The organism is Pseudomonas sp. H3_E04 (assembly GCF_054668915.1).
On sequence record NZ_CP162797.1, the window covers coordinates 1,341,219 to 1,359,104 of the forward strand.

At 61.4% G+C, this 17,886-nt stretch carries 14 protein-coding genes; all 14 read right to left on the bottom strand.

The window, feature by feature from the left end:
* Positions 1–150 precede the first annotated feature (150 nt).
* On the bottom strand, positions 151–810 hold the full coding sequence (locus tag AB4N53_RS06095; protein ID WP_460119006.1) for a glycosyltransferase family 2 protein: 660 nt from the start codon (positions 808–810) through the stop codon (positions 151–153).
* On the bottom strand, positions 807–1,406 hold the full coding sequence (locus tag AB4N53_RS06100) for an SAM-dependent methyltransferase (protein ID WP_460119008.1): 600 nt from the start codon (positions 1,404–1,406) through the stop codon (positions 807–809). The genes AB4N53_RS06095 and AB4N53_RS06100 overlap by 4 nt, the downstream gene beginning before the upstream one ends.
* Positions 1,403–2,161 (bottom strand): PIG-L deacetylase family protein, encoded by a 759-nt coding sequence (locus AB4N53_RS06105; protein ID WP_460119010.1) that lies wholly within the window; start codon positions 2,159–2,161, stop codon positions 1,403–1,405. The genes AB4N53_RS06100 and AB4N53_RS06105 overlap by 4 nt, the downstream gene beginning before the upstream one ends.
* Entirely contained in the window at positions 2,158–3,156 is a 999-nt protein-coding gene (locus tag AB4N53_RS06110; protein WP_460119012.1) for an acyl-CoA dehydrogenase family protein, read from the bottom strand. Before AB4N53_RS06110 ends, AB4N53_RS06105 begins: the two co-directional genes overlap by 4 nt.
* Position 3,157: 1 nt before the next feature.
* A complete protein-coding gene (gene glgX, locus AB4N53_RS06115) occupies positions 3,158–5,317 on the bottom strand; it encodes a glycogen debranching protein GlgX (RefSeq protein ID WP_460119014.1) in 2,160 nt (719 codons plus the stop codon).
* 240 nt (positions 5,318–5,557) lie between these two features.
* Complete coding sequence (locus tag AB4N53_RS06120; protein WP_460119016.1) at positions 5,558–5,896, bottom strand: DUF2934 domain-containing protein; 339 nt, start codon at positions 5,894–5,896, stop codon at positions 5,558–5,560.
* Between the two features lie 21 nt (positions 5,897–5,917).
* On the bottom strand, positions 5,918–8,692 hold the full coding sequence (locus AB4N53_RS06125) for a malto-oligosyltrehalose synthase (protein WP_460119018.1): 2,775 nt from the start codon (positions 8,690–8,692) through the stop codon (positions 5,918–5,920).
* Positions 8,689–10,767 carry a 4-alpha-glucanotransferase gene (malQ, locus tag AB4N53_RS06130; protein ID WP_460119020.1) on the bottom strand — a complete coding sequence of 693 codons (2,079 nt, stop codon included), beginning with the start codon at positions 10,765–10,767 and terminating at the stop codon, positions 8,689–8,691. The genes AB4N53_RS06125 and malQ overlap by 4 nt, the downstream gene beginning before the upstream one ends.
* Positions 10,764–12,566 (bottom strand): malto-oligosyltrehalose trehalohydrolase, encoded by a 1,803-nt coding sequence (gene treZ, locus AB4N53_RS06135; protein WP_460119022.1) that lies wholly within the window; start codon positions 12,564–12,566, stop codon positions 10,764–10,766. Before treZ ends, malQ begins: the two co-directional genes overlap by 4 nt.
* A 17-nt stretch (positions 12,567–12,583) precedes the next feature.
* A complete protein-coding gene (glgA, locus tag AB4N53_RS06140) occupies positions 12,584–14,170 on the bottom strand; it encodes a glycogen synthase GlgA (protein ID WP_460119024.1) in 1,587 nt (528 codons plus the stop codon).
* A gap of 590 nt (positions 14,171–14,760) precedes the next feature.
* On the bottom strand, positions 14,761–15,714 hold the full coding sequence (locus AB4N53_RS06145; RefSeq protein WP_460119026.1) for a D-2-hydroxyacid dehydrogenase family protein: 954 nt from the start codon (positions 15,712–15,714) through the stop codon (positions 14,761–14,763).
* Positions 15,715–15,726: 12 nt separating this feature from the next.
* On the bottom strand, positions 15,727–16,773 hold the full coding sequence (locus tag AB4N53_RS06150) for an alpha/beta fold hydrolase (RefSeq protein WP_460119028.1): 1,047 nt from the start codon (positions 16,771–16,773) through the stop codon (positions 15,727–15,729).
* 86 nt (positions 16,774–16,859) lie between these two features.
* Positions 16,860–17,294 carry a YqaA family protein gene (locus tag AB4N53_RS06155; RefSeq protein WP_460119030.1) on the bottom strand — a complete coding sequence of 145 codons (435 nt, stop codon included), beginning with the start codon at positions 17,292–17,294 and terminating at the stop codon, positions 16,860–16,862.
* The gene (locus tag AB4N53_RS06160; RefSeq protein WP_460119032.1) at positions 17,294–17,740 is read right to left on the bottom strand and encodes a DUF411 domain-containing protein; all 447 of its coding nucleotides are present in this window, start codon (positions 17,738–17,740) and stop codon (positions 17,294–17,296) included. The genes AB4N53_RS06155 and AB4N53_RS06160 overlap by 1 nt, the downstream gene beginning before the upstream one ends.
* Between the last annotated feature and the right edge of the window lie 146 nt (positions 17,741–17,886).

A 17,886-nucleotide genomic window follows, 5' to 3' on the forward strand; every position in this document is an offset into this window, starting at 1 on the left:
CTCAGTCGTGAGCAGCCAAAGCTGATCGCGGCCCGTGAAGGCAAATGAATAGCAACGGTGCAGTGCTCCAACCCTTGGATTACTGCGAGGCAGAGTATTGCTCAAGACTCGGCATTCGTCGCGTTACAGATCAGTCTGATACGTATTTTTTTATTCCAGCTGTGCCAGATTACGCAGAAAGTCACCGAATCCGCCCTTGGCCCGACTGTCCAGACGGGCGCTGGTATGCACTTGCGGGCGGTGACTCCAGGCGATGTTGGCGCCGCTGCGCTCCAGCGCACGCACCAGTTGCACGTCCTCGTCACAGGTCAGCGGTCTGAAGCCGCCGGCCAGGCGATAGGCCTCGGCGCTGACGCCGAGGTTGGCGCCATGAATATGCCGATGGCCATCGCGGGCCTGATAGTGACGGTGATAGCGAATCTGCGCCGCTTCATCGATGGATTCGTGCCAGTGCTCGACGGTCACCGTGCCGCACACGGCGTCTGCTCCCAGGCCCAATTGCGCGGCTAGCCAGTCATCGGCGACGCGGCTGTCGGCATCGGTGCAGGCGATCCAGCGGGCACCGCGCTCAAGCAACAGGCGCGCACCGGCGGCGCGGGCTTCGCCAACGTTGCGCGCATCGATCTGCAGGCTCATTACCGGATAAGCGCTGACGATCTGCGCCGAGCCATCGCTGCAACTGTCGAGCACCACCAGTATTTCCACCGGCTCGCCGGCCAGTTGCCCATGCTGGCTGGCGCGCAACGCTGCACGCAGACATTCATCAAGCAGCGCCTCTTCGTTGTGCGCGGGAATCACGATACCGATCAACGCAAGCCCTCCAGGGCCGCCACCGAGCGTGGCTCGCGGCTCCACAGTTCGAGAATGAAATCCGCTTCCTGATGCAGCACCAGACGCGGCAAAGCCAATTGATCGTGAATCTGATCATGTACCTGACGGGCATTTAGCGGACAGCCCTCAATCGGCGGGCGCCAGTGGCAGGCCAGCAATTGGCCGTCGGCGGTCAGCGATTCGCTGATGCGGCGGAGCACTGCTGTCAGATCTTGCTCGTCGAGGTAGTAGCCGATTTCGCTGAATACAATCAGGTCGAATTTTTCCTCCGGCCAGTCAGCCGGGAGGCGCCCCTGGCGCACTTCGGCATGCTCGAACACGCTCAAACGAGTACGTGCAAGCTTTACCGCCGCGCTAGCGGTATCGCAACACAGCAGGCGCTCGCAGCGCGGAGCGAGTTCCGCACTCAACTCGCCATTGGCGCAGCCCGGCTCGAAGACTGACCGGTAGCGCGGACGGGGCAGGGCGGCGAGGGTGATCGCGCGTTTGCGCTGCTCGTACCAGCGCTGGCGGAACGCCCAGGGGTCGTCATTGCCGGCAAACAGGCCGTCGAAATAGCGGTCATCGACGCTCACAGGAACACCACTTCAAAAGGTTGCAACAAACGATCGAGCACATAGGGTGCGAGTACTGGCCCGAGGCCGACGTCGCGGTCGCCTTCCAACTGGCTGGCGAACGCGTGGGCCGCGTGGCGTTTGCGCGCGATGTGCGTGGGTGACAAGAGAATCTTGCGCGCCCGCTCCCATGGCACTGTGGCATCTTCCGGGGTCGCCCAGTGCCAGGTCCAGACCGGAAGCTCGTGACAGGTCGCGCCGACGCGTCGCGCCGCTTCGACACTGGCGCGGCCGACGGCCTCGTGATCACTGTGGCCATCCTCGCGCCAGGTAGTGAAGACCACGTCATTGGCGTGCAGGTAACTGGCAATGAATTCGCTCAACCCGGTTTCTTCAGCCGCCACTTGCGTATCGGTAAAACCACCGCGCAGCCATTTCAGGCTGTGCATCGGCAAGCCGAGGCGCCGCAGGGCTTCGGCGGATTCCTGCGGACGCACTACACTCAAACGTTCGACAGTCCAGCGCTGCGAGCCGGGGTGACTGGCACTGCCATCGGTGACCGAGATCAACTGCAACGGGCGTCCGGCTGCCGCCAGCAACTGCATCATGCCGCCGCAACCGAGCACTTCGTCATCCGGATGCGGTGCGATGATCACCGCTCGCGAACCCAGCGGTACCAAGTCAAGAACGTCGATTGTCGGCAGTTCGGCCAGGCGCCGCGAACTCTGCCACTGCTGCAGCGAGGTGCCCTGGCCGACGATCGGGTTAGCCTTCATAGTGCCCATACCTCGCAAGACTGACCAGCAATCTGCTGGCCCAGTGCAGCAAGGTCGCGTTCGGCGTGACTCTGGCGCAGAAACACTGGCAAGTCGGCACTCAACCGCGCGAAATGCCGATCCTGACAAAACGGCCCTGCGCCCAACGCACGACCGACTTCACGCATGACTTGTTCGGCAGACTGCTCGACCACGGCACGGGCGCGTCGCGCCAGCAGTTCAGCGTCAGCTTCGGGCTGCGCATCGATTTGCAATGCACTGAAGCGCAGCACATCAGCCGCCGCTTGCAGTGCGGTGTCAGTCGCGCCGAGGTGGGCGAGGGCGTGCGGTTCATCGCGTTGCGTGCAGTGCTGACGCAGCCCTTCGGCAATTCGCCGCGAAGCGCCGTACCAGCACGCCGCGATACCGATCCCGCCTTGCCAGAAGCCCGGCCGATTCAGGTAATCACCGGGGTTGCCAATGGCCTGGGCTTCGGCGTTGTCGAACAGCACTTCGACGCTACCGGTGGCGGCCATGCCCACGGCTTGCCAGCCCTGATCAGTGATGGTCACGCCAGGTTGATCAAGTGCGACCGCCACCAATTGCTGCTGGTCATCAGCGTCCCACGCAGTGAGTAAAGCGTGGCTGAGCACCGCAGCGCCAGAACACCAGGCCTTGCGCCCGTTGAGCGTCACCATGTGCCCCGAAGGCGTGACTTTCACCCGTGCCTGCGGCGGTTCGGCGGCCCACATGCCCCACGTGCTGCCCGGGGTTGGCGTACCGCCCAATTGCTCAATGATCGCCAGCGCATCCGTGTGGCCTTCATAGAGTTTGCACAGGCCTAAATCATGTCCTCCGACTTCCGAAAGACGCTGAAAGCGCTCCAGCGTGTGACCGCTACCGGGCATTGGCAAGCGATCGAGTCCGGCCTCGACCATTGCCCGCAGGCAACGGCCGAGGGCGTTGGTGTCGGCGTAATCTGGCGGACGGCGGGCCAGATAGTGTTGAAAGTCCATATCAATCTTCTTCGTCACGTTGCAGTTCGAACAACAGCAACGAGCGCCCGGTCACCGAATATTCATGGCCAAAGTCGAAGCGTTCCTGGCCGCGAATCGACGGTTGATTGGTGTCGATCATGCAGGTCCAGAAGCCACCGTCCGGTACTTCCGGCAGGGTGAAGTTGACGATGTCGTGGTGCGCATTGACCACCAGCAGTAGCGTCGCATCAGCGCCCTTGCGGCGAATCCCGGTTTCCTGTGCGCGACCGTCGAGCAGCATGCCGAGGCAGCGATTATGCGCGTCGTGCCAGTGCTCGGTGGTCATCTCGGTGGCGTCCGGTGCCAGCCAGGTCACGTCCTTGACGCCGATGTCCTCGTTGTATTCGCCGACCAGGAAGCGCCCGCGACGCAGGATCGGATAAGTCAGACGCAATTTGATCAGGCGCTTGACGAATTTCAGCAGCGCCTTGCCGTCCTCGCTCAGATCCCAGTTGACCCAACCGATTTCGCTGTCCTGGCAATAGGCGTTGTTGTTGCCGTCCTGAGTACGGGCGAACTCGTCACCGGCAACGATCATCGGCGTACCTTGGGCCAACAGCAGGGTGGCGAAGAAATTGCGCATCTGCCGATGACGCAGTGCATTGATTTCCGGATCGTCGGTCGGGCCTTCGACACCGTGGTTCCACGACAGGTTGTTGTTGCTGCCGTCCTGATTGTTCTCGTCGTTGGCTTCGTTGTGCTTGTCGTTGTACGACACCAGATCATTGAGGGTAAAACCGTCGTGGGCGGTGATGAAGTTCACCGACGAATACGGCCGACGCCCACGCTGGTTGAACATCTCCCCGGAGGCGGTCATGCGGCTGGCGAAATCGGCGAGCTGGGCGTCGTCGCCTTTCCAGAACGCACGCACGGTGTCGCGGAATTTGTCGTTCCATTCGACCCAGCCCGGCGGGAAGTTACCCACCTGATAGCCGCCGGGGCCGCAGTCCCATGGTTCGGCGATCATTTTCACCTGCCGCAGCACCGGGTCCTGACGGCAGGCGACGAGGAAGCTGTGGCGCTCGTCGAAACCATCGTGGTAACGGCCGAGAATGGTTGCCAGGTCGAAGCGGAAACCGTCGACATGCATCTCACTGGCCCAGTAGCGCAGAGAGTCGGTGACCATTTGCAGGACGCACGGGTGACTCAGGTCCAGCGTGTTGCCGGTGCCGGAATCGTTGATGTAGTAGCGCTTGTCGTCGGGCATCAAGCGGTAGTACGAGGCGTTGTCGATACCGCGCATCGACAGGGTCGGGCCCTGCTCGTTGCCCTCGGCGGTGTGGTTGTAGACCACGTCGAGAATCACTTCGAGGTTGGCATCGTGCAGGTGCGCGACCATTTCCTTGAATTCGGCAATCTTGCCACTGGCCAGATAACGCGGATCCGGGGCGAAGAACGCAATGCTGTTGTAGCCCCAGTAGTTGGTCATGCCTTTTTGCAGCAGATGCTGATCGTTGACGAAGGCGTGAATCGGCAACAGTTCGACAGACGAAACACCGAGTTTGCGAATGTGATCGAGCACGTCGTCGACCATCAAACCGCCGAAGGTGCCACGCAGGTTTTCCGGCACCGAAGGGTGACGCATGCTGATGCCGCGCACGTGGGTTTCATAAATGATGGTCTTGTCCCACGGCACGCTGACGCGATGGTCATTGCCCCAGGTGTGCGCCGGGTCGATGACTTTGCACTTGGGCACGAATGGCGCGCTGTCACGTTCGTCGAAACTGAGGTCGGCGTCGGGGTGACCGATGGTGTAGCCGAACAGAGCTTCCGACCATTTCAGCTCGCCGACCAATTGCTTGGCGTACGGGTCGATCAGCAATTTGTTGTGGTTGAAACGGTGACCATTGGCCGGGTCATATGGACCATAAACGCGGTAGCCGTAGATCAGGCCCGGATGCGCATCCGGAAGGTAGCCGTGGTAGATCTCATCGGTGTATTCGGGCAGTTCGATGCGCTCGAGTTCGACTTCGCCGCTGTCGTCGAAAATGCACAGCTCGACCTTGGTGGCGTTGGCGGAAAACAGAGCAAAGTTCACCCCCAGACCATCCCAGGTCGCACCGAGCGGGAAGGGCAGACCTTCACGAATTTTCGACGGCTCGACGTGCGCAGCGGGTTCGACTTTCTTTGGACGGGTCATGATTGCTCCTGCAAAAAAACGGGACAGTTCAGGCAATGAGGTTTCCCGGTGGGAGCGAGCCTGCTCGCGAAAGCGTCGGTACATCCGACATCTTCACCAACTGACCCAGCGCTTTCGCGAGCGGGCTCGGTTCCACAAGGCTGTGTGTTTGCCCCCAGGAAGGGGCTTTCTTCGGGGCGCAAAAAACCCCTGTGGCGAGCACGCTCGCCACACAGTCATTCAGTTCAAATATGGATCGGTTCAGTTCGCCGGGGGCTTCTTCGCTGCTCGCGGCTTTTTCTCGGCAGCCTTTTCGCCCGGCGGGACTACTTTGGCCGTAGCCGCAGGCTTGGCTTTCGCCGCTGGTTTGGCTTTGGCTGCGGCCGGTGTCTTGGCGTCAGTGCTCTTCGCTGCTGTCGCTGTAGTCTTGCCAGCCGCTTTGCTGCCAGCCGCTTTCGGTGGCTTCTTCGGCGCCAGCGCTTCGGCCTCGGCCAGCTTGCGCGCCATCTCCCAATGACGTTCTTCGTGGCCTTCAGGTTTCCCTTCCGACTCCCAGATCTGATAGGCGAATTCGCGAATGCGTTTATCGTCGGTGCTCATCGCAATGCTCCTGAACTGAACTCATGCTTGTGTCGAGTGTTGGATAAAGAGATTGACCGGGACATCCCCCAGCGCTTCGCTGACATTCAGCTCCCTGTTTTGTGTGACTACGCTGCTGGCAAAAAGTCCCTTCAGGTTTGCATCCGAAGCGGCGGACGGTAAAACCACCCGCGTATCGCCCCAGCGCAGCGCATCGACCTGCGCAACGGCACTGTTTTCCAGCAACGTTGCGCAGCGTACCGGCACCACGACAATGGCCCGCACACCGTCGTGTTCGCGTGCGAATGCCAGCACGTTGTGCGCCTGACTGCCCAGCACTTCCAACGGCTGGTAATCGCCATGGCGGAACAACTCGCCGTGCTCCTTGCGCAGGTTCAGCACCTCGCTGATCAGCGCCTGCTTGATGCGACCGTCGCGCCAGTCCTTGAGCAGTTCTGCACTCGGCGCGGAGGCCTGCAACGATTGCTCGCGGGCGGCGTAATCCACCGGCCGGCGGTTATCCGGATCGACCAGACTGAAGTCCCAGTACTCGTTGCCCTGGTACAGATCCGGCACTCCCGGCACGGTCATGCGCAGCAAGGTTTGCGCCAGCCCGTTGAGCGCGCCGGCAGCGGCGATGCTGTTGACGGTCTTGCTCAGCGCCGCACGCAATAATTCGCCTTCTTCGCCGGTCAGGAGTTTTTCCGTGAAGGCCTGCGACGCGCGTTCATAGGTTTCGTTTGGCGCGCTCCAGCTGCTTTGCAACTTGGCTTCACGCAGGGCTTTCTGCTGCCATTGCCAGATGCGCTTGGCGTAGTCGGCGAAACCGGCCTTGTCGTCGTCCCGCAGATCCAGCGGCCAACTGCCGAGCAGTGCCTGATAGAGGATCAGTTCGTCGCCGGCAGACGGTGCGTCATCTTCGATGCGCACCGGGCGGGCGAGGGCGCGCCACAGTTCGACCTGGTCGGCGTACCAATGGCTGCGCTCGCTGAGTACGGCCAACCGGGCGCGAGTGTCTTCGCCGCGCTTGTGATCATGGGTGGCGGTCGCGAGCAGGTTGTCAGGAAACTCCGCCATGCGCTGTTGATTGACTTCGTGAAACTCACTGATCGGCGCGCTGAATTGCTCGGTGTTGTAACCGACATCATTGCGCGACAGCAGCACCGCCGAACGATAGAGCGCGGTATCTTCCACGGCTTTGGCGGCCGCCGGCGAGGTCAATTGCTGGAAACGCACGCAGGCATGCTTGAGGATCTTGCGCGAACGCCCGCGCGGTTTGCGGCGCCATGGCGTGCCGCCGAGCCAGCTGGCGACCGAGTCGAGCACCGGCCAATCAGCCTCGCTGAGGGTTTGCCGCGCACCGTCCATGGCGTGCTGGAAAATCGCTTCGTCCTGCTCCGAGCGACCCATGGCGCTGATGTAGGTGCGATAAACCGGGAAGTGCACGATCAGCGCGTGCAGCACGCGGCGAATCGCGCCCAGGGTCAGGTCGCGAGTCATCAAGTCATCCCGCGCAACCTGGTGCAGGGCCTGCGCGACACTTTCGAAATCGCTGGCCAGCGAGCCGTTGAGGATCTGCTGACGGGCCAGTTGCGCTTCCTCAATAAATGCTGCCGGGCGCTCGGTGCGGCGCTGCCAGAGTTCGCCGAGCACATGTTCGCCGTCCGGGTCGTGTTGCAGCAGCGACAGCTGATTCATGAACTCATAACCGGTGGTGCCGTCGACGCTCCAGTCGCGGCGCAGGGTTTCGCCCTCGCCGAGGATCTTCTCGACATAGATCGGCAGGTGACGCCCCGGTGCAAGGTGATCAAGACGCCGGCGCAGTTTTCGGCAGTAGCCACGCGGGTCGGCGAGGCCGTCGATGTGGTCGATGCGCAGGCCATCGACCAAGCCTTCTTCAATCAACTGGAAGATCTTGCCGTGGGTCGCTTCGAAAACTGCCGGACGCTCGACACGCAGGCCGCCAAGCTCATTGATGTCGAAGAAGCGCCGCCAGTTGATGTCGTCCGCCGCCGTGCGCCAGCTGGCCAGGCGATAGCTTTGCCGTTCCAGCAGTTCGTGAAGTTTGTGAAAGCCTTCCTCGGTGGTGGAATCGTATTCTGCGAGGTTGCCTTCGACAGTCGCCAGAATACGCGGATCGCTCGCCAGCTCTCGCAACTCATGCTTCAGCGGGATCGCCAGCGAATGGGCGTCGGTCTGGTAGCTGAGTGTGCTGAAGCGATCGGCCAGGGACTTGAGCGTGTCGGCTGATTTCAGCAGTTCGCCGTAATTGCTCGGGCAGATCGGGAAGTGGTGGTCGTAGTGCTCGACGTAAAAAGTCCCGGTCTGCGCGTTGAACTTGAGCTTGAGTGTGCCTTCTTGCAACGCCACACCGTAATCGCTGCCAAGGAACGGCAAGAGCAACTGGCCTTCCATCAGCGGATCAGGGGAGTGCCACTGAATGTCGAAGAACTCGCCGTACGGACTCAGGCGTCCCCATTCGAGCAGGTCGAGCCACCACGGATTGTCATTGCCGCCCACGGCCATGTGGTTGGAAACGATGTCGAGGATCAGCCCCATGTTGTGTTCACGCAGGGTGCTGACCAGTCGGCGCAGTGCTGGCTCACCACCGAGTTCCGGGTTGACCTGGGTCGGGTCGACCACGTCGTAACCGTGCATGGAACCTGCCCGCGCCGCCAGCAGGGGCGAGGCGTAGATATGGCTGATGCCGAGTCGGGCAAAGTACGGCACCAGTGGCACCGCTTGTTCGAGGGTAAAACCTTTATGAAATTGCAGGCGCAACGTGGCGCGCAGTGGCTGGATTTGCTGTTGATTCATTGGTCACGCTCAGAGGCTTGAAGGCGCGCGCAGGCCAGCAGTTCCAGGCGGCGGGCGGCATCGGGGCCGTCCAGCAACGCTTCGCTGGGACCGGGCAGACGTCGCGACCAGTTCGGATGTGAATCGATAGTGCCGGGCAGATTCGCCTGCTCGTCGATACCCAAGGCATCTTCCAGCGGCAGTAGCACCAGGGGCGCACGGGTATGGCCGAGGAAGCGCACACTGGCGTCGACCACTTGATCGGCTTCGTGGGACTCTTCACGGAAATTCTGCGGATCCTGGCGCAGCGCGTCGCGCAGGCCTTCGCGTTCACGCTCGCGATGCCGGCGCCAGTCGATTTCGCCGTTGGCATCGACCAGGCCGAGGCGCGCGTTCCAGTCGATATCGCGGCCATGCCACCAACCGTTGAGTGTCGGCAGGTCATGGGTGCTGGTGGTGGCCAGCGCGTCATCCGGCCAGTCGAGAATCGGTTTGAAGCGGGTGTTGTCCTGTTCGAACAACAGCACGCGCATGCCCAGAATCGAACGCGCTGCGAGTTTTTCACGCAGGCCTTCCGGTACCGTGCCGAGGTCTTCGCCGAGGACGATGGCCTGGTGCCGATGCGATTCCAGGGTCAGCAGGCGCAGCATGTCGTCGAACGGGTAATACAGATAGGCGCCATCGGCCGGCGCGGCGCCGTTGGGAATCACCCACAGGCGTTGGAGGCCCATGACATGGTCGATGCGCAGGCCACCGGCGTGGGCGAAGTTGGCGCGCAGCATGTCAATGAAGGCGCGGAAACCGTTGCGGATCAGCCCTTCGGGCGAGAACGCGGAAATGCCCCAACCCTGACCGCTGCGATTGAGGATGTCCGGCGGCGCGCCCACGGTCAGCGAGGCGAGCAGTTCATCCTGAAAGCTCCAGGCCTGACTGCCAGCGCCATCAGCACCGACGGCGAGGTCGGCGATCAGACCGATGCCCATGCCAGCGCTGCGCGCGGCAGTTTGTGCGCGCTCGAGGCAGCGATGGATCAGCCACTGGCAGAAGGCGAAATAACCGATGCGCTCGGCGTATTCCTCGGCAAAAGCACTGAGTGCTGCGCCGCGCGGGTCATGCCAGTGCTCCGGCCATTCGCGCCAGTCGAGGCTTTCGCCACGGGCGGCGCGCATTTCCTGAATGGCTTCAAAGCGGCAATGGTTCTCCAGCGCTTCGCCACCGGAGTGGCGGAAACTGGCGAAGTCGGCGTGCAGCGGGTGCTCGCCAGCGACAAAGCCGTCGTACAAGGCTTGCAACAGTTTTTGCTTGGCTTCGGCGGCGGTCGGCCAGTCGATCAGCTTGAGATTTTCCAGTTGCTCGAACTGCGTGGCCAGACCGCTGGCATCAATCGCGTCACGCAACGCGCGTTCGCCAAGAATCGCGCCCGGCGCTGCGTAGAGTGAATTGAGAAACAAGCGGCTGGACGGCGAATAAGGGCTGTATCGGCCATTGTCGGCGCTGAACATCGCGTGCATCGGGCTGATCGCAAGCGCATCGGCGCCACGTTCGCCAGCCACGCGGACCAGTTCTTCCAGCGCCTGGGTGTCGCCGAAGCCACCGTCACCGGGACGGCGCAGCGCATATAACTGTGCACTCAGGCCCCAGGCGCGCGGGATCGGGCTATCGACCGCATCGCCGACGCTGAAGCAACGCTCGGGCGCCACGGCCAAAGTGAAATACTGATCGCCAATGTGCACTTGCTGGTAACCGACCGGAATCAAGCCAGGCAACATCGCTTCGTTGTCCAGCTTGAGATTCATCTGCGAGCCGTCTTCAAGATGAATTTCGCAAGGCGTTTCCGGTGAAAAGTAGCGACTCAGGTCGAGGGCAACGCCCACGTCGCAGGTCAGCAGGGGCGGCAAGTGGCGGTCTTGCTGGACTTCTTGCAGTTCCAGCAGGCTGGCATCGATTTCTTGCGCGGTGCTGGCGGGGTGGCCGAGTCCGATCAGGACATTGCGCAGCACAGCAGGAGCGACTTTTTGCTGACGCCCGTTGGCGTCGATCCAGTCGACGGCAAGGCCGGCTCGGCTGGCGAGTATTTCCAGTTGCGCATCGCTCATAGGCGCTCTCCATCCAGGGGGTGCAAAAGGGGTGCGGCCGTGAGGCTGACGAGCGCGGTGTACGCCGGCAGTTGATCCGGGTCCGACAGATCAAGGGCCGGCGGCTGTTGAAACAGCCACTCGGTATTGGTCTGTGCAGGGTTGACCACTGCCGTATCACTGAGGTTCAGGTCAATTCGCAGCTCACTGCCATTGCCCAGCCGCCAGCGTGCGCTGACCGCGCCATAGCCGAGCATCTGCGCGCCCAGAGCCTGGGTTCCGGAGAGGTTGGGAATGATGTACTGGTGACGCAATTTCAGCAGTTGCCGGTAAAGCTCCTGGGTCTGCTGTTGCAATGGCGTGCCGCTGCCTACCAGTCTCGGCTGCGAAGCGTGAAAGGTGCTTGCGGCATTTGGATCGGGAATCTGCTCGCGCTTGTGCGGATCGGCAAACGCGCTGAATGCGGCAAACTCATTACGCCGACCTTCACGCACCAGTTCCGCCAGTTCACCGTGGTGGCTGGTGAAAAACAGGAATGGTTGCTCGGCGGCAAACTCATCGCCCATGAACATCAGCGGAATCATCGGCGACAGCAGCAATAGCACCGTCGCCGCTTGCACCGCGCGCGGGTCGGCGAGCTGATGCAGACGCTCGCCAAAGGCGCGGTTGCCGATTTGGTCATGGTTCTGCAGGAACAGTACGAAAGCGGTGGAGGGCAGATGCTCGCTCGGCTCGCCGCGAGGTTCGCCATGGCGAGTGATGTGGCCCTGGAAAACGAAGCCCTGACTCAGGCAGCGCACCAGTTGCTCGGTGGGCTGCGCAGCATAGTCAGCGTAATAGGCGTCGGTTTCGCCGGTCAGCAGCACGTGCAATGCGTTATGACCGTCGTCGTTCCACTGCGCGTCGTAATCATTCTCCAGCAGACTCGACTGGTTCAGCTCGTTTTCGACGGTCAGCCAGACGTGCCGCGTCGGGTCGATCTGCTGGCGAATGCGCCGGGCCAGATCGCTGAGGAAATCCGGGTCTTCAATCGCATGCACCGCATCCAGACGCAAGCCGTCGAAACGGTATTCGAGCAGCCACATCAGCGCGTTTTCAATGAAGAACTCGCGCACTTCCGGACGGCGGAAGTCGATCGCCGCGCCCCAGGGCGTGTGCTTGTCCTCGCGGAAAAAGCCTTTGGCGTAACGATGCAGATAGTTGCCGTCAGGGCCGAAGTGGTTGTAGACGACGTCGAGAATCACCGCCAGGCCATGGCCGTGGGCAGTGTCGATCAGGTGTTTGAGTTGTTCCGGTGTGCCGTAGGAAGCCTGAGGTGCGTAGGGCAGGACCCCGTCGTAGCCCCAGTTGCGATCACCGGGGAATTGCGCCAGCGGCATCAGTTCGATGGCGGTGATGCCCAGCGCCACCAGCCGCGCCAGATGTTGTTCGACTTCGGCAAATCCACCGAGCGCACCAACGTGCAACTCGTAGATCACTGCTTCGCTCCACGGCCGACCATTCCATGTGGTGTGCCGCCATTGGTAGGCATGCGGATCGACCACCACACTGTGGCGGTCGAGGTCACCATCCTGCGCCCTGGAGGCCGGGTCCGGCACCTCCAGTTCGCCATCGATGCAGTAACGGTAGCGGCTGCCCGCCGGGCAGTTGGCCTTGATCACAAACCAACCGTCGCCCTGGGGCAGCATGGGCAACGATTTTCCATCATCCAGTTCCACACTGACGTAGAACGCGTCAGGCGCCCACAACGCAAATTGCGTGTGCTCGGCATCCAGCATGATCGCGCCGTGGGGCCAGGTTTCTTGGGTCCTTGACGGCATTTTCTGTAACTCCCTGGTTATTTGTGGCTGGCTTTACCCAACGCCTTGGCGACCAGTTGTTCGTAAAGTTCGGCATAGGGTTCAACCGCTTTGCTCCAGTTGAACGGTGCGGCCATGGCCCGGCAACGCATGGCATTGAGCAGTTCCGGAAAGGCGAAGACCTTGAACGCGCGGCTCAGGGCTTCCTTGTAGCTCTCGACAGTGGATTCATCGAAGAGGAAACCGGTGACGCCGTTTTCGATGGTGTCGGCCAGACCCCCGGTGTTGCGCGCGACCGGCAAGGAGCCGAAACGCTGGGCGTACATCTGGCTCAGGCCGCATGGCTCGTAACGCGACGGCATCAGCAGGAAATCGCTGCCAGCGAACATGCGCCGTGCATCGGTCTCGTTGAAGCCGATGCGCACGCCGATCTGCCCAGGGAAGCGCAGGGCCAGCTCGCGCATGGCTTGCTCTTCTTCCGGCTCGCCGCGACCGATGATCGCGATCTGACCACCGTTCTGCACGATGAACTCGGACACCGCTTCGGTCAGGTCGAGACCTTTCTGATAGACCAGTCGCGAAACCACGGCGAACAGCGGGCCGGTGGAATCATTCAGGCCGAACAGCTCACGGACGTGGGCGGCATTCACCGCTTTGCCTTCCCAGTCGCCAATGGCGAAAGGGGCGAACAGGTGCGGATCGGTTGCGGAATCCCAGCTTTCATCGATGCCGTTGGGGATGCCGCTGAGCAGGCCTTGCTGGGTTTTGGCGGCAAGGAAGCCGTCGAGGCCACAGCCAAAGTCGGGCGTGGTGATTTCCTGCGCGTAAGTGGCGCTGACGGTGGTGATGTGGCTCGAATAGGCCATGCCGGCCTTGAGGAACGACATCTTGCCGTAGAACTCCATGCCTTCCTGTTGCAGGGCATGGGTGGGAATCCCAAGCTCGGGGCAGGAAGCGAGGCTGGTCACGCCTTGGTAGGCAAGGTTGTGAATGGTGAACAGCGTTGGCGTGCGCTGCCCGCGCCAGTGCATGTAAGCGGGCGCGAGGCCAGCCGGCCAGTCATGGGCGTGCACCAGATCCGGGCGCCAATGGATTTGCGCGAGGTTGGCGGCGATGTCGGCAGCAGCCAGGCCGAGACGGGCGAAGCGGATATGGTTGTCCGGCCAGTCGCGACCGTTGTTGGCGCCGTACGGGCCGCCCTCACGCTCGTAGAGTTCAGGGCAGATCAACACGTAGATCACCAGGCCATCGGGCATGTCCATGCGCCCAATCTTGCAAGGTGGCAGCGCGGCGTGGCCACCCAGCTCACCGATGATGTGAATCGGGTTTTCGCTGTGCACCACTTGCGGGTAACCGGGAATCAACACCCGCACGTCATGCAGATGGGCCATGGCCCGGGGCAGGGCGGCGGAGACGTCACCCAGACCACCGGTCTTGACCAGATCGGCGATTTCCGAAGTCACGAACAACACTTTTTTCTTGTTGGGATTCTGGCTTGCTACCGGAGCAAGCGTCTTGGTGCCGGGTACGTTGATCTGTCGGCTGCCGGGAACACTGATGGTGCTCGATTCTCCAAGCGACTGGTGAGCACGCTCTCCCTGAATATCCAATGCCGCACTGATCATATGTATCTCCCGTGTTTGATCTGATTCTTGTCTCGAACAAGCTGTTTCATGGCCAAGTCCTGTGGCCGGGCGCAAAGGCGCCACGCATCGGTGAGCAAACGCTGACCCAACACGCGCAAGCAGAATGGGTGGTGAGGCCGTTGCAAGGATTACACCAGTCGCTTTCGCCCAGTTGTTCTGATGACCTGTGGCGTGAAGCAAAAGTTTCGACTTTTTTTCGTCGGTATGACCGAGTGGTTTGGCCACTGAAAAATGAGTCTAGGCCAGATCCTAGAGCGGGTCAGGGCAAATGGGTAAATTGTTCGACAATCGGTTGTGTCGGGGTGTAATCTAGGGTTCAGGAGGGGGAACGCTCCGACGAAGGGCATGTTTTTCGTCTGGAGTGGGCCAAAACGGTGACTGGGTAGTCACGATTTTGTGCTAGGGGATGGGGTCAGGGCACCGATTTGGTGCAAAGGCATTTGGGCGTGGTGTCAGTGATGGACTATTCGCGAGCAGGCTCGCTCCCACATTGGAGCGCGTACAACCTGTGGGAGCGAGCCTGCTCGCGAAGAGGGCGGTTGAAGCAACACAACTTTAAAGTGATGGATTCAATTCAACAGACGCACCGGCTGCCCAGCTGCCCATCCCTGAATATCCTCGATCATCTGCCGGAAGAACTGCTCATAGTTCTGCCGACTGACATACCCCAAATGCGGCGTGGCGAGGACATTGTCCAGCGTGCGAAACGGGTGCAGGGCCGGCAAAGGCTCTTGCTCGAACACGTCCAGCGCCGCCCCGGCAATTCGCCGTTTCTGTAGTGCCTTGATCAACGCCGCTTCATCGACGATCGGCCCGCGTGCGGTGTTGACCAGCAGCGCAGTCGGTTTCATCCACTCCAGCGCCTGGGCATCGACCAGACCGCGACTGCGCTCGCTGAGCACCAGATGCACCGACAGTACGTCGGCCTGCTCGAACAATTGCTGCTTGCTGACATACGTCACGCCGGCCTGTTCAGCGCGTTCGGCCGTGAGATTTTCGCTCCAGGCGATCACCCGCATGCCGAACACCTGACCGAACTGCGCGACCCGCTGGCCGATACTGCCCAAACCGAGAATCCCCAGCGTCTTGCCGTGCAGATCACCGCCCAACCCCTGCTGCCAGTGGCCGGCGCGCAGAGCATTGGCCTCGTTAACCAGATTCCGGGTCGCCGCCATGATCAGCGCCCAGGTCAGCTCTGGCGCGGCGTGTTTGTAGCTGTCGGTGCCGCAGACCTTGATGCCCAGGGCTGCAGCGGCCGGCATGTCCAGCGCGGCATTGCGCATGCCGCCGGTGGCCAGCAACTTCAGATTGGGCAGGCGCCCGAGCAAATCGGCGTCGAAACGCGTGCGTTCGCGCATGACGCAGATCACCTCATACTTGCCGAGGCGCTCGGCCAGTGTCGCGTTGTCGGCCGGGTAATCATGCACAAAGGTTACTTCACCGATGCCCTCGAGCACGGACCAGTCGACCACGTCGCGGGCCACGTCCTGCCAGTCGTCGATCACTGCAATCTGCACTGTCATCGCCTTACCTCATCAAGGAACGGAAGGAGTCTTGCCCAGCCAGCCGAGCAGTGCCTGGTGGAATTTCTCCGGTTCTTCCATTTGCGGCGCATGGCCCATGCCCGGGAATTCAATCAGCGTCGACTGCGGAATCAGCTTGGCGACTTGCTTGCCGAGCACCTCGTAATGACCGATTTTCGCTTTCACTTCAGGTGGTGCAAGGTCCTTGCCGATGGCGGTGGTGTCGGAGGTGCCGATCAACAGCAGGGTCGGCATCTTCAGGTCTTTGAATTCGTAGTAGACCGGCTGGGTGAAGATCATGTCGTAGATCAGCGCCGAGTTCCACGCGACCTGGGTCTTGCCCGGACCTTTGCTCAGGCCGGCGAGCATGTCGACCCAACGATCGAATTCCGGCTTCCAGCGGCCATCGTAATAGGTGGTGCGCTCATAGTCGCGGATGCCCTTGGCCGTGACCTTCAATTCACGCTGATACCACTGATCGACGGTGCGATACGGAACACCGAGGGCTTTCCAGTCTTCCAGACCGATCGGGTTGACCATCGCCAGTTGATCGACCTGTTCAGGGAACAGCAACGCATAGCGGGTGGCGAGCATGCCGCCGGTGGAGTGCCCGAGCACAGTGGCTTTCTGAATGCCCAGCGCCTTGAGCAATTGCTGGGTGTTGGTCGCCAGTTGCTGGAAGCTGTATTGATAGTGCGCAGGTTTGCTGGACGTACAGAAGCCGATCTGGTCCGGCGCAATCACGCGGTAGCCGGCATCGCTCAAGGCCTTGATCGAACTGTCCCAGGTCGCCGCGCAGAAATTCTTGCCGTGCATCAGCACCACGGTGCGGCCGTTGGCCTTGCCATTGGCGGCGACGTCCATGTAGCCCATTTGCAGTTTCTGGCCTTGAGATTCGAAGGCGAAGTGTTTAAGCGTGTAGGGATATTGGAAGCCTTGCAGCTCCGGGCCGTAGGCAGGCCCTTCGGCGGGAGCGGTTTCAGTGGCCGCGTGCGCCATTAATGGCAGGGCAGCGCTGAGGACGAGGCCGGGCAGCCAGCGGGAAAGCGTGACAGACATAAGCACAAACTCCTTGAAAATTGGCCGACTCTGGAAGGCCGGGATTACGCCGACGTTAAACAAAGGCAATCGCAGCGAAGGTTGGTTCAACCGAGCCAGCCGAGGGTCAGCAAGGCCAGCACGCCATAGCGCGCGCCTTTGGCCAGCGTCACGATCAACAGAAAGCGCCCGAGCGGTTCGCGCATGACGCCTGCTATCAAGGTCAGCGGATCTCCGATCACCGGCAGCCAACTGAGCAGCAGCGACCAATGCCCATAACGCTCGTAGTGCTTGCGCGCCGTGGCCATATGCCGAGGGCTGACCGGGAACCAGCGTCGATCCTGAAACCTATCGATGCCACGGCCCAGCCACCAGTTGACCAGCGAGCCGAGTACGTTGCCAAGCGTCGCCACCGCGAGCAGCCCCCACAACCAGTAATGCTCGCTGACGATCAGACCGACCAGCAGCGCCTCGGATTGCAGCGGCAACAACGTCGCCGCGCCAAACGCAGCAAAGAACAGACCGAAATAAGCCGCCCCCATCAACGGGCCGGGTAGTCCGCCACCACTACGTCAGCGCCGTCCTTTTTCAGGCCGATGACCTGATACGCGTCGCTCATGCCGTCCATTTCCATGCCCGGCGAACCCATCGGCATGCCCGGTGCGGCCACGCCAAGCAGATCGTCGCGCTTGCTCAACGCGAGCACCTGATCGGCCGGCACATGGCCTTCGACGAATTTGCCATTGATGATCGCCGTGTGGCAGGACGCCAGACGCGGTGGCACGCCGTGCTGCTGTTTAAAGCTGCTCATGTCGCTTTCGACGTGGTCTTCGACTTTGAAGCCATTGGCCTCGAGATGACTGATCCACTTTTTGCAGCAACCGCAATTGGCATCGCGGTGCACTTCGATCGGGATCAGTTCGGCGGCTTGCGCCAGGGAGGAGATGAACAGGGCGCTCAGGGCGAGCAGACGCAATGGGGTTCGCATGGGAATGGGCTCTCGACTCGGTGAAGGTCAGAAAGAGCGCATTTTGACCGGTTTTTCCGTCCCGGCATCAACTGAGTGTTTCCAGTTGCTACAAGACGGGCGGGCAGAGGGCTGAGAGATGAGGGAGAGGTAACAAGGTTGTCAGT

Excerpts from the sequence above, each read along its gene's own strand:
- treZ (WP_460119022.1), bottom strand. The coding sequence starts at position 12,566 with ATGCCGTCAAGGACCCAAGAAACCTGGCCCCACGGCGCGATCATGCTG.
- AB4N53_RS06120 (WP_460119016.1), bottom strand. The coding sequence starts at position 5,896 with ATGAGCACCGACGATAAACGCATTCGCGAATTCGCCTATCAGATCTGG.
- AB4N53_RS06150 (WP_460119028.1), bottom strand. The coding sequence starts at position 16,773 with ATGTCTGTCACGCTTTCCCGCTGGCTGCCCGGCCTCGTCCTCAGCGCT.
- glgX (WP_460119014.1), bottom strand. The coding sequence starts at position 5,317 with ATGACCCGTCCAAAGAAAGTCGAACCCGCTGCGCACGTCGAGCCGTCG.
- malQ (WP_460119020.1), bottom strand. The coding sequence starts at position 10,767 with ATGAGCGATGCGCAACTGGAAATACTCGCCAGCCGAGCCGGCCTTGCC.
- AB4N53_RS06105 (WP_460119010.1), bottom strand. The coding sequence starts at position 2,161 with ATGAAGGCTAACCCGATCGTCGGCCAGGGCACCTCGCTGCAGCAGTGG.
- glgA (WP_460119024.1), bottom strand. The coding sequence starts at position 14,170 with ATGATCAGTGCGGCATTGGATATTCAGGGAGAGCGTGCTCACCAGTCG.
- AB4N53_RS06145 (WP_460119026.1), bottom strand. The coding sequence starts at position 15,714 with ATGACAGTGCAGATTGCAGTGATCGACGACTGGCAGGACGTGGCCCGC.
- AB4N53_RS06155 (WP_460119030.1), bottom strand. The coding sequence starts at position 17,294 with ATGGGGGCGGCTTATTTCGGTCTGTTCTTTGCTGCGTTTGGCGCGGCG.
- AB4N53_RS06160 (WP_460119032.1), bottom strand. The coding sequence starts at position 17,740 with ATGCGAACCCCATTGCGTCTGCTCGCCCTGAGCGCCCTGTTCATCTCC.
- AB4N53_RS06110 (WP_460119012.1), bottom strand. The coding sequence starts at position 3,156 with ATGGACTTTCAACACTATCTGGCCCGCCGTCCGCCAGATTACGCCGAC.
- AB4N53_RS06125 (WP_460119018.1), bottom strand. The coding sequence starts at position 8,692 with ATGAATCAACAGCAAATCCAGCCACTGCGCGCCACGTTGCGCCTGCAA.